Raw genomic sequence first — 14,270 nt, 5'->3', positions numbered from 1 at the left:
GTGAACAATGTAACTATGGCGTTGCGCCACGGCTGAAGGAGTCGATGATGACCGCGAACAGCAACAGGTCGATGGGTCGGCCGGAACCATCCAGTGCCCCGGCCGATGGGATCGTCGTCGGCGTCGACGGTTCCGAGTCCGGCAAGTGCGCGCTCAAGTGGGCGGCCGCCGAGGCCCGGAGCCGTCATCTGCCGCTGAACGTCGTCACCGCCTACACCATCCCCGTGTTCGCCGCCTCGAGCATGGACGCCGGCTACGCGACGCTGGACGACGACGTCATCCGCGAGGGTGCCGAGGAGGTTCTCCAGCAGGCGCTCGCCGACTTCGACGCCAGCGGCCTCGAGCTGCGCTCCCGTGTGGAGTCGGGCGACCCCTCGGGTGTGCTCCTGGATCTGAGCCGAGAGGCCGATCTGATGGTGGTCGGGACCCGCGGCCGCGGCGGCTTCGTGGGCCGTATGCTCGGCTCCGTCAGCGCCGCTCTCCCGGCGCACGCCAAATGCCCCACCGTGGTGGTGCCCCAGTGCGTCAGCGAGGTCCCGGCGGATGCGCCGGAGCGGCGGGACATCGTCGTCGTCGGCGTCGACGGTTCCGACCGTGCGCGCCTCGCCGTCCTGGTGGCGGCCGAGGTCGCGATGGCCCGGGGCGTCCCGCTGCGCGTGGTCTGCGGGATCCCGCCGATCAGCGGGGCGCTCGCGTGGATGCCGGCGACCGTCGATCAGGATGCGCTGCTCGCCGACGTGCGCCATCACCTCTCCAACGGCACCCGGTGGCTGAAGAGCTACTACCCCGACCTCGAGGTCGAGACCGACGTGGTGCTCGGCCCGCCCATCGAGATGCTGGTCGAGGAGTCCGAGGGCGCCCGCCTCACGGTGGTCGGCACCCGGGGCCGCGGCGGCTTCGCCGGCATGCTGCTCGGCTCCACCAGCCAGGGTGTCCTCCACCATGCGCGCGGGCCGGTCATGGTCGTCCCGGACGGGGAGGACCCGCGGCTCGCCACGCGCCCGGACTTCGACGACCAGGGCGCCGCCTAGTTGGAGGCCCGTCTGCGGCCCTGGCGGGTCGACGACGCCCCGGCCCTGACGGAGGCCTGGGCCCGCAGCGGGGATCTCGGTCCCCAGACCGGAGACGCTGATCTGAGCGATCCCCTCGCGGCCCGGTCCTTCATCGAGCAGCACATGCTGCAGGAGCCCGGCGCCGGCGGGGCGCCGTCCCGGAACTGGGCGGTCGACGTCGACGGCCAGGCTGTGGGCAACATCGGCCTCTCCGCCATCGAGCTCCGGCACGGAACGGCCTGGGCGTACTACTGGTTGAGCCGGTCGGTGCGGGGCCGCGGCCTCGCCGCGCGCGGGCTGGCGTCCGTCGCCGCATGGGCCTTCGAGCAGGATCTGTTCCGACTGGAGCTCGGTCACCGGACCAACAACCCGGCCTCGTGCTCGGTCGCCCTGCGGGCGGGCTTCCTCGCCGAGGGAATCGAACGGCAGAAGCTGCGGTACGGTCAGGAGCGGTACGACGTCGAACTCCATGCCCGGCTGGCGACCGATCCGGCGCCGAGCACCTCCCTGCTGCCCCTCCAGCGTCCGTCGTCGGGGGACCGGGAGTCCGTGACAACCTGAGCGCTGACTTGGAATCTCGGCGCCTGGCCGGTCCCGGCGCCACAACCTGTTGTCTTCGGTCGCGGCGTCACCTAAGAATGAACCATGACAGCGCTGATGAGGTCACTCGAGACAGCCGTTCCCGCCACCGTCATGGTGCAACCCGTGGTGCGCGACGTGTTCGCGGCGCAGCCGGGGCTGAGCAGGCTCGGCAAGCGCCTGGTCACCGCCGCCTTCGACTCCTCCGGCATCGACACCCGCTACACCGCCGTCGACGAGCTGACGCTCGACCGGCAGAGCGACGACCCGGTCTTCTTCGACGCGGCGACGATGGAGATCCTCCGGCCGGGGACCAAGGCCCGGAACGAGGTGTACGCGGAGGCCGGGACCACGCTGTTCGTGGACGCGGCCCGGAAGGCCCTCGATGCGGCCGAGGGCGTCGGACCCGGCGACATCACCCACGTGATCACCGTGTCCTGCACCGGATTCTTCAACCCCGGGCCGGACTACAAGATCGTCCGCGCGCTCGGACTGCACGCCTCGGCCCAGCGCTACCACCTCGGGTTCATGGGCTGCTACGCCGCGTTCCCCGCGCTCCGGGCGGCCAAGCTCTTCTGCGACGCCGACCCGAACGCCGTCGTCCTGGTGGTCAGCGCGGAGCTCTGCTCGCTCCACGTGCGCTCGTCCAACGATCCGGACACGATCGTCGGCACGTCGCTCTTCGCCGACGGGGCCGCCGCCGCCGTCGTCTCGGGGCGCCGCGACCTGCCCGCGCCGTCCGGCTCCTACCTGACGCTCGACCATTTCGAGACCACGCTGACGCCCGTCGGCGAGGATTCGATGGCGTGGAACATCGGCGACGAGGGGTTCGAGATGGTGCTGGGCAACTACGTCCCGCACATCATCGACGACCACATCGTCGGGGCCCTGGATCCGCTGCTCGAGCGCGACGCGACGCTGCACGGCATCGACTACAAGGACATCGAGCACTGGGGCATCCACCCCGGCGGGCGCAGCATCCTGGACAAGGTGCAGGCGCGGCTGGGCCTGACCGACGAGCAGCTCGTGCCGGCGCGGGAGACCCTGCGGAACTACGGCAACATGAGCAGCGCGACGGTGATGTTCGTGCTCAAGCACATCCTGGAGCTCGACGACGGAGTCCCGGACGACAGGGTCGGCGAGGACCCGGAGGACACCCGTCGGGGCGACGAGGGTCCGGACGAAGCGTCCGGGACTCACGCGGGGGCGGGGGAGCCCCGGTCCGCGTCCGTCCGGGCCGGTGCAGTGCCGCCGGTGGTCCGCCCCGAGGACACGGAGGACCTCGAGCCCTCGACGGCCGAATCCGACGGGATCGAACCCGGGGAGACGATGACGGCGCCTGCCGCCGCGGGCACGGGCCCGGCGGGGCCCGGCGGTGTGCGCCGCGAACGCGTGTGCGCCATGGCGTTCGGGCCGGGCCTGACGGTGGAGACCGCCCTGCTGACCAAGGTCTCCGCCTGAATGCCGTCCCTGGCCCGCCGCGACGAGCACGCCGTCGAGGAGATGGACCGGCCCGACTGCGACCCCCTCCGCCTCGAGAACACCTACCGCCAGTTCCGCCTGGTCAACGCCGCGGTGTCCGGGTGGAGGCTGACCTGGGCGCGCCTGATCCGGCCGGCGCTCTCGACGTCGCGCCCCACCACGCTGCTCGACGTCGGCTCCGGTGCCGGCGACATCCCGCGCGCCTTCGTCCGGTGGGCCGCCCGTGACGGGTTCGCCCTGGACGTCACGGCGATCGATCCGGACGATCGAGCCGACGCCCACATGCGCTCGCTGCCGCCGCTGCCGGGCCTCGCGGTCCGCCGCGCGCACACCTCCGATCTGGTCGCCGAGGGCGCCCGGTACGACGTCGTCACGTCCAACCACCTCCTGCACCACCTCGATGCCGGACAGCTCGCCGGGCTGCTCCGCGACTCGGAGGCGCTCGCCGGGCGGCTCGCCGTGCACAGCGACATCGCCCGGACCCGGATCGGCTACGCCCTGTTCTCCGCCGGCACCCTGCCGCTCCCGGGGTCCTTCATCCGCGAGGACGGGCTGACGTCGATCCGGCGCAGCTACCGGCGTGACGAGCTCCGCGCCGCCGTGCCGGAGGGCTGGCGGGTCGAGTCGCAGGTGCCCTTCCGCAACCTGCTGATCCACCGGCGATGAGCAGCCGCACGCTCGACGCCGACGTGGTGGTGGTCGGAGCCGGCCCGGTCGGCCTCTACACGGCGACCCTGCTCGCTGCGGCCGGGGCCGACGTCGTCGTGCTGGAGCGGCGGCGGGAGCGCACCGCGCACTCCCGCGCCATCGGCATCCACCCGCCCGCGCTGGCCGCGCTGACCCGTGCCGGGGCGGCGGAGGAGCTCGTCCGCGCCGGCGTGCGCATCGCGGCGGGGGAGGCGCGCTGCGCCGGGCGCCGGGTCGCACGGCTCTCGTTCGGCGGCGTTCCGGGCGCGCACCCCTTCGTCCTGGCCGTCCCGCAGTTCCGCACCGAGGCCGTCCTCGAGCGGCGGGCCGCCGAGGCCGGCGCGGACCTCCGCCGCGGCGTGGAGGCGCGGGGGCTCCGCCAGGGCATCACAGCCGGTGCGGACCGTGTGGAGCTGCGGACGACGGCGGGGCCGGTCGCCGCGCGCTTCGTGATCGGCGCCGACGGCGCGCGCAGCACCGTCCGCAGCGCCGCCGGGATCGGAACCCGCGGTCGCACCTATCCGGACACCTACGCCATGGGCGACTTCGCGGAGGATCCGGCACCCGATCCGACCGGTCCGGGACGCCTGGCGGTGCTGTACCTCGAGCGCGACGGGATCGTCGAGTCCTTCCCACTGCCCGACGGCGTCCGGCGCTGGGTGGTGCGGACCCGGGGTCTCGTCCCGCAGCCGACCGCCGACTGGCTGGCGGCCACGGTGGAGGCGCGCACCGGTGTCGCACTGGATCCGGGACGGAACTCGATGCTGAGCTCCTTCGCGGTGAGGCGACGCATCGCCGACCGGTTCGTCCGCGGCCGCGTGGCGCTGGTCGGGGATGCGGCCCACGAGGTGAGCCCGATCGGCGGGCAGGGCATGAACCTCGGCTGGCTCGACGCGGCGATGCTCGTCCCGCGCCTGCTGGAGGCCCTCCAGCCGGGCCCTGCCGACGGGAACGACGACGCCGGCCGGGAGGGCGGGAGCCGCCCGGGCCCCGACGTCGCTGCGCGCCTCCGCGACTACAGCGCTGTCCGCCGCCGGGCCGCGCTGGCCGCCGCGCGCCAGGCCCATCTGAACATGGCACTCGGTCGGCCGCTCGCGGAGCCGTGGCTGAGCCTGCGCAACGGGGCGATCGGACGAGCCGCCGCGGCGGGCCCGGTGCACGACGCCGTCGCACGCGTCTTCACGATGAGCGCCTGACGTCCGGCTCGCCTGTCGGGTCGCGTCTTTCGAGCGGTGCGGGTCGGCCGGCTCAGTGTCAGGCCGCGCCGAGTCGGGACTCCGGGCGCAGGAGCTCGGGCACGACGCCGGTCAGGGCCGTCTCCGCCAGCGCCTCGCCCAAGGCGGGGGCCTGCTTGAAGAGGTTGTGCCCGGCCGCGGCGGAGATCCGCCCGGTGGACCAGATGCCCACGCCGTCCTCGCCCCACGGAGCCTTGGTGACCCAGCAGTGCACGTACTCCAGCGGCTCCGGGTCGAGCCCGGGCAGGGCGCGCGAGACGTAGGCCGCCGCGCGGGCCGCGAGCCGTTCGAGCTCGGACGGGTCGGTCAGGCTCCCGTCCGTCGCGGCGGGGTTGGAGCCGCTCACGCCCACGGAGTAGCGGCGGTTGTCCTCGGTCGGGGCGGCGTAGATGCTGGCCTCGCCGAAGGCGCCGCTGCTGTCCTGGAGCGTCGGCAGCGGAGTCTCCGCGGGCTCGCGCACGCCGAACGTGACGCGCACGTGGGCGCTCAGCTCCACCGGAACCTCGAGCCCGGCGCCGTGGGCCAGCCAGGCGGTGTCCCGACCGGCGCAGAGGACCACGTGGTCGAAGGTGTCGACGCCGGTGCCGGTGCGCACCTCGGCCCCCGCCCCGGCGTGCCGGACGGAGAGGACGTGATCGCGCACCAGGGCGTCGGCGAGCGCCCCGGTGAGCGCGTCGAACGCGCTGAGGGTGTGGATGGTGCCGCCGTCGACGTCGAGCATCGCCGGCCCGGTGTACTCGGCCAGCAGGGGCAGCAGCTCGGAGAGCTCCTGCGGGTCCAGGCGCCGCGTCGGGACTCCCGGGACCCGCTCCAGGATCCGCAGCTTGTCCTCGATCGCCTCGCCGAGGGCGATGGCCCCGGCACCGGAGATCAGCGTCCGGCCGAAGGCCTGGTCCCACTCGCGCCACAGTGCCCGGCTGCGGCTGACGAACGCGGCCAGCCGGGCGTCGTCGTGCGCGTGCCGGAAGATCCGGGACTCGCCGGCGGACTGACCGCCGCCGGGCGTCCCGGACTCGTAGAGGACGACGTCGGCGCCCCGCCGGCGCAGCGTCCAGGCCGTCGCCAGACCGATGATCCCTGCACCCACTACTGCAATTCGGCTCATGCCCTCACCCTAGGCACGGCGGCGGCCGGAGTCGACCACCCTGTGGAGATCAGTAGCGGACGCCGTAGGAGACGATGTTGTTCACGTACGCCAGCGAGGTCACGGAGATCTGCTGGTCCTTCGAGACGTTGGGGTTGCGCGCGTGGACCACCTGGCCATTGCCCAGGTAGATGGCGACGTGGTAGATGCTGCCGCCCGAGTTGGCGGAGAAGACCAGGTCGCCGCGGCGCAGCTGATTCAGCGGCACCTTGGTGCCGGCGGCGTACTGGCTGCCCGAGACGCGCGGCAGGGAGATGCCGGACTGGGCGAACGCGCGCTGAGTGAAGCTGGAGCAGTCCCACTGGCTCGGGCCGTTGGCGCCGTAGACGTAGGTGTTGCTGTTGTCGGCCGCCGTGTTGAGGGCCCAGGAGATCGCCGCCTCCTTGCTGCTGCCGGACGCGACGGGCTGGACGGGCTCGGGCTTCGGGGCCGGCTTCGGCTTCGGCTTGGGGGCCGGGGCCGGGGCCGGGGCCGGGGCCTGCGTCCGGGTGGGGGCGGGCGCCGGTGCCTGCGTGCGCGTCGGCGTCGGTGCCGGTGCTGCGGTCCGCGTCGGCGCCGGGGTGGGGCGCGGGGTCGGCTTCGGTGTCGGCGCGGCCGCCGGGGCGGCCGAACGGGTGGGGGCCGCCGCGCGCGTCGGGGCGGGGGCCGGGGCGGCGCTGCGTGCCGGCCGGGGTGCGCTGGCCTCCTGGGCGGCGGGCTCGGCGGCAGGTTCCGCGACGGGCTGCGGGGTCGGCCGGTTGACGATCGTGTTCGACGGGGCCGCGGCGGGGACGGCCGGCGGAGGAGTCGGCAGCTCCGGGGCGGCGACCGGTGCGGGCGCCTCCGGGGCGGCGGCCGGGACCACCTCCATGGCCTCGGTCAGCTCGGCCTCGCGCTGCTCCTCCTCGACCTGCGCCATGCGTGCCGACTCCTCGGCCGCGGTGGTGGCGCGCAGCTCGGCCAGCTGGTTCACCAGCCGGGTGCGGACCTCCTGCTGCTCGGTCAGCGCCGCCTCGTAGTCGGCGCGCTCCCGCTCTGCCGCGGCGAGGGCGTCCTCGCTGACGCCGGCGGCGTCGGCTGCGGCCTGCTCCACCTCGGAGGCGTAGGTGCGCCACTGCTCCCAGAGCTGGGCGGCCTGCGTGGCGGAGGCGAGCGTGTCGGCGCGGTTGGACGCCAGCGCCGTCATGGTCGCGGTCTTGTAGAGGACGTCGTTGGACTCGTCGTTCTGGGTGAGCAGGGCGTTGACCGCCGGGTTGACGCCGCCGTTGCGGTAGAGGTCGCTCGCGAGCTCGCCGACCTGCTCCTTGACGGCGTTGTAGTACTCCTCGGCCTTCGAGGCGTTCTGGCGGGCCGCCTCGGCGGCCGCCGTCTGGACGGCGAGGGCCTCCTGCGCGGCCGTGGCGGCCTCCTGCTGCACGAGGGCGGAGGCCTCGGCCTCACCGAGGCGTGCGCTGGACTCCAGGATGGCCTGCTCCACGCGCTGGACGACGGCGTCGAGCTGGGCGGGATCCGACTTGGCGGCCTCGATCTCCTCGGCGGAGGGCAGGCGCACCGCCGGCACGAACGAGGAGCCGACGGCGGAGGGCTGGTGCGGAGCGGCGACGGCGGCCGTGCCCGCCAGGGCGGTGCCGGCGACCATGGCCAAAGAGCACAGAGCTGTAACGAGTACGTTCCGCTGCGCCATAGAGAATCCCCATCGAGTGACGTGCCGTCTGGGTCGGCGCGGGCCGTCCCAGTGGTGGTCAAGGGTGACACACCGTAAGCGACCATATGTCACAGTCGCATCACAGGCAACAGTAAGATCACGCGCCACACGAATCACAGCGGTGTCATTTCGTGACCCAAGCGTGTCCGGCGGCCCGCGCGACGTCGGCCCCCCGGGGAGTCCCCGGCCGTCGCCCGGCGGCCGCCGTCGATCGGATTCAGCCCCAGCCGAGGGTGTGGAGCCGCTCGTCGTCGATCCCGAAGTGGTGGGCGATCTCGTGGACCACGGTGATGCCGATCTCCTCCACCACCTCGTGCTCCGACTCGCAGAGATCCAGGATCGCGTCCTTGTAGATGAAGATCCGGTCCGGCATGCTCACGCCGCCCCAGTCCATCCCGCGCTCGGTGAGCGGCACGCCGTCGTACAGTCCGAGCAGGACCGTCTCCGGGTCCTCGCCCGGCTGGGGGACGTAGCGGTCCTCGATGAAGATGGCCACGTTGTCCATCATGTCCAGCAGCTCCCCGGGGATGGAGCCGAGGGCCGCGTCGACGGCGGCCTCGAAGTCGTCGTCGGTCATCTGGAACGGCATGGGACGACTCTAGCCGCCCTCGTTTAAACTGCCCGCGCGCGGGTCCGCGCGGCTTTTTGGCGTTGCCAGAACGTCTGCCCTATAGTTGTGTGGGTTCACAGCGCGAGCGATCGGGCTGCGTCCGGCCCCCATCGTCTAGTGGCCTAGGACACCGCCCTTTCACGGCGGCGACACGGGTTCGAATCCCGTTGGGGGTACGAGACCTGAATCACACCAAGTCAGAGTTGCGAAGCTCGAGAAGACTCTGGTAGGGTTTAGGTCTTGTGAGCGAGGCTGGTCCTCGTAAACACTGCAAGGCCCTGTAGCGCAGTTGGTTAGCGCGCCGCCCTGTCACGGCGGAGGTCGCGGGTTCAAGTCCCGTCAGGGTCGCTTGGATGTTCCGGCAACGGAAGATCTCGGTGATCATCGAAGATGATGCCAGGCTCTGTAGCTCAGTTGGTAGAGCGTTCGACTGAAAATCGAAAGGTCACCGGATCGACGCCGGTCGGAGCCACCAGCTTGAAAGCCCCTCGCAATCCGCAGCAGCGGATGGCGGGGGGCTTTTCGCATGACCCCCCGGCCCGCGGCGGCCCCCTGTCCTGCAGGAGTGGACGGTAGGCTGGGCGTGATGCACCAGACGTTGGGCGACGATCCTGAAAGGCAGGGCGAGCGCATGCCGGAGAACCATGCCGCACGGCCGGATCCCTCGATCCCCGGCCCTCCCCTCGAGGGGGCCCCCGCCGCGGAGGCGCCCGCGGGGTCCACCACCATCTCCGAGGCCGCCGTCGCACGCGTGGCGGCCGCCGCCGTCCGCACGGTGCCGGGCGTCTACTCGCTCGGCACGGGAGCCGGGCGGGCGCTCGGGGCCCTGCGCGGCCGCGTCGCCGGCGCCAACGAGTCCACGGCCGGCGTCAGCGTGGAGGTCGGCCGGGTCGAGGTGGCCGTCGACGTCGTCCTCACGGCCGAGTACGGCCGTCCGCTGCACGAGATCGCGGACGACGTCCGGGCCGCCGTGTACTCCTCCGTCGAGGAGCTGACCGGGCTCCGCGTCATCGAGGTGAATGTGGAGATCGGCGACATCCAATTGCCGCCGCCCGCCGGCGGCCAGTCCGTCGAGCCCCACCCGTCCAAGGGAGAGACCGCATGAACTACCCGACACCGCTTCCGCCCGTCGCCGTCAGCCTGATCGTGGCGATCGCCCTGGCCTGGTCCGCACTGGAGCACGGGATCGGCGGCTTCGTGCTCATGGCCCTCTTCCTGCTCGTCGGCGTGCTGATCGCGCGCATGGTCGACGGGCGCATCGACGCCCGGAAGTTCTGGGAGCTGCTGACGGGACGGCGGTCGTCTTCGTGAGTCCTCTCGCGGGGCACACGCGTATCAGCACGCAGGCGCTCAGCGGCGTCGCGAAGGCGATCGCGTCCGACCTGTTCCAGGTGCCGCCGGGGCGGATCAACGTGGTGCTCGACGACGACCTCGGCCGACTGGCCATCGGGATCAACCTCCCCCTGCCCCTGCATGCGCCCGGGGCGGGGAGCGGCAGCGTCTGGGATCGCGCCGTGCGCACTCGGGACGAGATCCGCGCCGGGTTCACGCGGCTGACCGGCTCCGAGGTCAGCCGCATCGACGTGCGCGTGACCGGGCTGGTCCTGCCGGGGCATCGACACCGCACCGGACGCACCGAGGGGAGGACCGTGTGATGCCCGACCAGCCGGACCGGCAGGAGCAGAACGCCGAGCGGGAGCGCCAGCGGATCGCGCGACGGCAGTTGCGCTCCCCGCGCTCGTTCGCGTCCATCGTCGCGGCGCTCGTCGTGGCGGCGATCTGCCTGTACTTCATGTTCGAGGCCGCGATGAAGTCGATCGGCCAGGACATCTGGATCAAGTCGCCCGGTCAGTGGTGGGACTGGTTCGCCGGGCTGCCGCGCGGGGCGGACCCCGTCCTGCTGCCCCTGGCCAGCCTGCTGGTCCTGCTGCTCGGCCTGTACTTCCTCCTGCAGGGGGTCCTGCCCGGGCGCAAGGCGCGCAGGATCCTGCCGAACGACCGCGCCATCGTGCTGGTGGACCACGAGGTGATCGCCGCGACCCTCGCGCGCCGCGCCCGGACGGAGGCCAACGTCAGCCCCGAGCAGGTGATGGTCGTCGTCGGGCACACCATGGTGGACGTGAACGTCCGTCCGACGTCGGGGATCCGGCTCCGGGCCGACGCCATCCAGAAGGCCGTCGAGGACGAGCTGGTCCGGAACCTCGTCGACCCGCTGCCCAAGGTCAGCGTCCGCATCTCCGAGTCCGGCGTGGTCGGACAGTGAGGAGCGCCCCGTGAATCAGACGCCGCGCGGACTCAACCGCACCCTGCTCGTCATCATCGGCCTGCTCTTCACGGCCGTCGGCCTCCACGGGCTGCTCGTCTCCTCGCTCCCGCGCTATGCGGCCGGCTGGCGCGAGCTCGCCGAGGCCGTGGGGGAGAGCGTCGAGTACGGGCTCCGCGAGACCGCCATGGCGGGGCAGACCACCTCGTGGATCTGGATCGTCGTCGTCATCGCGCTCATCGGCATCGTGCTGCTCATGGTCGGCTGGATCGCCGTGCAGGGCAAGGGGCGGACCGGCGTCTTCGCCGAGGCCTACTTCCCCGGGTCGGGCGCGGAGGGGACGCCGTCCGGGCCCGTGACGTCGACGCCCGGCGCCGTCGAGCTCGGCGCGGCAGTGCCGGAGCAGGCCGTGAAGGCGGCGCTGGCGGACCGGACGGACCTCGTGTCGACGCACGTCTCCACCTGGGAGACGGGCGGGGACGCCGGCCTGCAGATCAAGGTCCAGCCCCGCCTCGGTGCCGCACCGCTGCAGGTCTCCCGCGAGATCTCGGAGACCGTGCAGGAGATCGATGCGGCCCTGGGGCGGAGCTCGCTCGTGGTCATCCATCTGGCGGCCGGCGCCCGGACGCGCATGTCCCGGGCCGAACGGGTCCGCTGAGCTGAACGCGTGCGCTGAGCCGCGCCGGTCCGTCCGGCCCCGTTGCTGCGTCCGTCGCTGACCTCGTCCTGTCCAACGGCCGGTGGCCGGGAACCGAGCGAGGTTCCCGGCCACCGGCCGTTGCGCTGCGTGGAGCGTGCCCGGGTCAGCCCAGCCAGACCGCTGCGTCGGGCGCGAGCCGGTTGACGCCGTCGGACTCCACCACGGCGTCCGGGGAGCTGGCGAGGAGCAGCGGCTCGCCGGCCGGCAGCTCGATCGGCTCGCCGCCCATGTTGGCGACCACCACCACGCTGCCGTTCGTGTAGGCCAGGATGCCGGCGTCCGGCGCGTTCAGCTCGTGCCACGCGAGGCTGCCCGTGCCGAGCCCGCGGTCCGCGCGCACCGAGATCAGCTCCCGGTAGAGCTCGAGCGTCGAGCCGGGCACGTCCTCCTGCTGGTCCGCGGCGTAGCGGGCGAAGCTCTCCGGCTGCGGCAGCCACGGCTCCTCGCCGCCCTCGGGGCCCGAGAAGCCGTACGCCGGCGCGTCGGCGATCCAGGGCAGCGGGACCCGGCAGCCGTCGCGCCCGCGCTCGGCCCCCTGGGTGCGGAAGAAGCTCGGGTCCTGCCGCACCTCGGCCGGGAGCGTGGTGTGCTCGGGTAGGCCGAGCTCGTCGCCCTGGTAGACGTACGCCGAACCGGGCAGGGCGAGCATCACCATCGCGGCCGCGCGGCCGCGGGCCAGCCCCAGCTCCTCGTCCGGTTGCTCGTCGTCGGCCGAGATCCCCTTGGGGAACGACGTCGGGTCGTCGAGGCCGAAGCGGGAGGGGTGGCGGACCATGTCGTGGTTGGAGAGCACCCAAGTGGGCGGGGCGTCGACCGCGGCCGCCTCGGTGAGCGTCTCGGAGACGTTCTCGACGATGTTCCGGGCGTTCCAGCCGGCCAGGAGGAAGCCGAAGTTGAAGGCCTGCTGCATCTCGTCGCTGCGCACGTAGCGGAACAGGCGGCTCATGGGCTCCACCCACGCCTCGGCGACCATCATGCGGTCGCCGTCGTACTCGGAGAGCACCCGGTGCCAGGACCGGTAGATCTCGTGGACCCCCTCCTGGTCGAAGTACGGCGGCGTGGCGTCGCCGGACGGCGTCATGTTCTTCTCGGGGACCTGGGGGACGTCCCGATCCTCCGGGGGGAGGTCCTCCGACCTCTCCGTAGTCTCGACGTGGGAGCCGTCCGGCTCCGCTCCGGTGTCGCCGCCAACCATCGCGACCTTCTGCGACCAGTCCGGCAGGCCCTCCGCCTTGACCATGCCGTGCGCGACATCCACCCGGAAGCCGTCGACGCCGCGGTCCAGCCAGAACCGCAGGATGTCCTCCATCTCGGCCCGGACGTCGGCGTTGCCCCAGTTGAGGTCCGGCTGCTTCGAGTCGAACAGGTGCAGGTACCACTGCCCGGGGATCCCCTTCCCGTCGTGGACGCGCGTCCACGCGGGGCCGCCGAAGACGGACTGCCAGTTGTTCGGCGGCTCGCCGCCGTCCTCGCCCCGCCCGTCGCGGAAGATGTACCGGTCGCGCTCGGGGGAGTCCGGTCCGGCGGCCAGCGCCTCCTGGAACCAGACGTGCTCGTCCGAGGTGTGGTTGGGGACGAGGTCCACGATGATGCGGATGCCGAGGCCGTGCGCCTCCGCGAGCATCGCGTCGAAGTCCTCGAGGGTGCCGAAGAGCGGGTCGACGTCGCGGTAGTCGGCGACGTCGTAGCCGGCGTCCGCCTGCGGGGACCTGTAGAACGGGGAGAGCCAGACCGCGTCCACGCCCAGGCGCTTCAGGTAGGGCAGCCGCTGGGTGACGCCACCCAGGTCGCCCATGCCGTCGCGGCTGGAGTCGGCGAACGAGCGCGGATACACCTGGTAGATGACGGCGTCGGCCCACCACGGGCCGTCGGCGCGAAGCGCGGTATTCGTATCGGGCGTAGTCACAGCGGAATCCCCTCGAGTTGCGGTCTGATGTCGGCGTCGTTGCCCGGGTGCGGCCAGTCTAATCCGGCGCCGGCCTCAATTGGAGCGGGCGCGGTGGCGCACGGCGGCCCAGCGGTTGGTCAACCGACGGTAGGCCGCGGCGGCGCCCAGCATGTCGCCGTCGCGCAGGGACTCGATGCCGAGACGGAGGTCCTGCGGCGACTCGTCCGGCCACACGAACTCGGCGAGGAGCCCGTAGTCGAGCTCGATCACCGAGTCCTCGTGGAAGGTCTGGAGCCACTCCGCGAACGACGTCAGCTCGTCCAGCAGGTCCATCTCCGGCGCGTTCACCGCGAGCGCCGCGGCGGCCAGCCGGACACGCTCCAGCACCTGGACCAGCGGTGCGCTGAGCCGGACGCCCACCAGCGTGTCCCCGTCCTCGTCGATCTCGGCGTGGTCGTCCTCGCGCAGCGCCACGAACCACTCCAGCGGCACACCCCAGACGGAGGTACGCGTGTGGAGGTGGGCGAGGTCGTCGGCGAACTCGTCCGAGTCGAGCCGTTCGGCGTTCGCTGCGCGGGCCGGCTCGGGGATGACGAGGGACAGCAGCTGCGGGCGCATCAGCTGGTCCAGCTGCTCGGCGGCGATGGTCGCCCGGGTCGGGAGCTGGTCGGGGCAGTAGTACGGGGTGGTCGCCGCATCGTGCCCCGGGTAGTGGAGGACGCGGTAGTGCTCGACGCCGGCCGGGGGGTAGGGGTCCGAGACGGTCCGCAGGACGCGGTGCAGCGCCTCGCGGGCCAGCCGCTCCTCCGCCTCGGCGCGCGGCTCGGGCCGTAGCTGCTGGATCAGCAGCTGCTCGCGCTCGTCGAACGCGCGCAGCGGCTCGAACACGCGCAGGTGGGCGGTCGGCGGAAGCCGGCGCCGCGCCGTCGCACCCCCGGCGCCCATG

At 72.7% G+C, this 14,270-nt stretch carries 15 protein-coding genes and 3 tRNA genes; 13 read left to right on the top strand and 5 right to left on the bottom strand.

All coding sequences use genetic code 11. The features are described 5' to 3' along the window. The first annotated feature begins 47 nt into the window (after positions 1-47). The 5 genes from RIN46_RS02210 to RIN46_RS02190 all read left to right on the top strand — a co-directional run bounded on the left by RIN46_RS02210 (position 48) and on the right by RIN46_RS02190 (position 4,996). The gene (locus tag RIN46_RS02210) at positions 48-1,031 is read left to right on the top strand and encodes a universal stress protein (protein ID WP_309081357.1); all 984 of its coding nucleotides are present in this window, start codon (positions 48-50) and stop codon (positions 1,029-1,031) included. Beyond that, positions 1,032-1,613 carry a GNAT family protein gene (locus RIN46_RS02205; RefSeq protein ID WP_309081358.1) on the top strand — a complete coding sequence of 194 codons (582 nt, stop codon included), beginning with the start codon at positions 1,032-1,034 and terminating at the stop codon, positions 1,611-1,613. 84 nt (positions 1,614-1,697) lie between these two features. Beyond that, positions 1,698-3,092: a type III polyketide synthase gene (locus RIN46_RS02200; protein ID WP_309081359.1), complete on the top strand. Its 1,395-nt coding sequence runs from the start codon at positions 1,698-1,700 to the stop codon at positions 3,090-3,092. Further along, positions 3,093-3,779 (top strand): class I SAM-dependent methyltransferase, encoded by a 687-nt coding sequence (locus RIN46_RS02195; protein ID WP_309081360.1) that lies wholly within the window; start codon positions 3,093-3,095, stop codon positions 3,777-3,779. Further along, positions 3,776-4,996 carry an FAD-dependent oxidoreductase gene (locus RIN46_RS02190; protein ID WP_309081361.1) on the top strand — a complete coding sequence of 407 codons (1,221 nt, stop codon included), beginning with the start codon at positions 3,776-3,778 and terminating at the stop codon, positions 4,994-4,996. Before RIN46_RS02195 ends, RIN46_RS02190 begins: the two co-directional genes overlap by 4 nt. Positions 4,997-5,054: 58 nt before the next feature. Here the strand turns inward: RIN46_RS02190 and RIN46_RS02185 are convergent, their stop codons facing one another. The 3 genes from RIN46_RS02185 to RIN46_RS02175 form a co-directional block, all read right to left on the bottom strand. Beyond that, positions 5,055-6,140, bottom strand: coding sequence for an FAD-binding oxidoreductase (locus RIN46_RS02185; protein WP_309081362.1), 1,086 nt, complete (start codon positions 6,138-6,140; stop codon positions 5,055-5,057). 49 nt (positions 6,141-6,189) lie between these two features. Then, complete coding sequence (locus RIN46_RS02180) at positions 6,190-7,797, bottom strand: C40 family peptidase (RefSeq protein ID WP_309081363.1); 1,608 nt, start codon at positions 7,795-7,797, stop codon at positions 6,190-6,192. 283 nt (positions 7,798-8,080) lie between these two features. Beyond that, a complete protein-coding gene (locus tag RIN46_RS02175; protein WP_309081364.1) occupies positions 8,081-8,452 on the bottom strand; it encodes a metallopeptidase family protein in 372 nt (123 codons plus the stop codon). Positions 8,453-8,576: 124 nt separating this feature from the next. Here RIN46_RS02175 and RIN46_RS02170 point away from each other — a divergent pair. From RIN46_RS02170 to RIN46_RS02135, 8 genes are all read left to right on the top strand, one after another. Beyond that, a tRNA-Glu gene (locus tag RIN46_RS02170) sits at positions 8,577-8,649 on the top strand. A gap of 98 nt (positions 8,650-8,747) precedes the next feature. Then, a tRNA-Asp gene (locus tag RIN46_RS02165) sits at positions 8,748-8,821 on the top strand. 51 nt (positions 8,822-8,872) lie between these two features. Further along, positions 8,873-8,948 (top strand) — tRNA-Phe (locus RIN46_RS02160). A gap of 111 nt (positions 8,949-9,059) precedes the next feature. Further along, on the top strand, positions 9,060-9,578 hold the full coding sequence (locus RIN46_RS02155) for an Asp23/Gls24 family envelope stress response protein (RefSeq protein ID WP_309081365.1): 519 nt from the start codon (positions 9,060-9,062) through the stop codon (positions 9,576-9,578). After that, positions 9,575-9,784, top strand: coding sequence for a hypothetical protein (locus tag RIN46_RS02150; RefSeq protein ID WP_309081366.1), 210 nt, complete (start codon positions 9,575-9,577; stop codon positions 9,782-9,784). The genes RIN46_RS02155 and RIN46_RS02150 overlap by 4 nt, the downstream gene beginning before the upstream one ends. Further along, a complete protein-coding gene (locus RIN46_RS02145) occupies positions 9,781-10,128 on the top strand; it encodes a hypothetical protein (RefSeq protein ID WP_309081367.1) in 348 nt (115 codons plus the stop codon). Before RIN46_RS02150 ends, RIN46_RS02145 begins: the two co-directional genes overlap by 4 nt. Continuing rightward, positions 10,128-10,736: a hypothetical protein gene (locus tag RIN46_RS02140; protein ID WP_309081368.1), complete on the top strand. Its 609-nt coding sequence runs from the start codon at positions 10,128-10,130 to the stop codon at positions 10,734-10,736. Before RIN46_RS02145 ends, RIN46_RS02140 begins: the two co-directional genes overlap by 1 nt. 10 nt (positions 10,737-10,746) lie before the next feature. Continuing rightward, a complete protein-coding gene (locus RIN46_RS02135) occupies positions 10,747-11,394 on the top strand; it encodes a hypothetical protein (RefSeq protein WP_309081369.1) in 648 nt (215 codons plus the stop codon). 145 nt (positions 11,395-11,539) lie between these two features. Here RIN46_RS02135 and RIN46_RS02130 read toward each other — a convergent pair whose 3' ends face one another. Next, a complete protein-coding gene (locus RIN46_RS02130; protein WP_309081370.1) occupies positions 11,540-13,342 on the bottom strand; it encodes a glycoside hydrolase family 13 protein in 1,803 nt (600 codons plus the stop codon). A 75-nt stretch (positions 13,343-13,417) separates the two neighbouring features. Next, complete coding sequence (locus RIN46_RS02125; protein ID WP_309081371.1) at positions 13,418-14,269, bottom strand: hypothetical protein; 852 nt, start codon at positions 14,267-14,269, stop codon at positions 13,418-13,420. Between the last annotated feature and the right edge of the window lies 1 nt (position 14,270).

The organism is Zhihengliuella sp. (assembly GCF_031178195.1).
Lineage (GTDB): Bacteria > Actinomycetota > Actinomycetes > Actinomycetales > Micrococcaceae > Zhihengliuella.
Note: the sequence above shows the minus strand (reverse complement) of the source record. Positions and strands in the feature narration are given on the sequence as shown.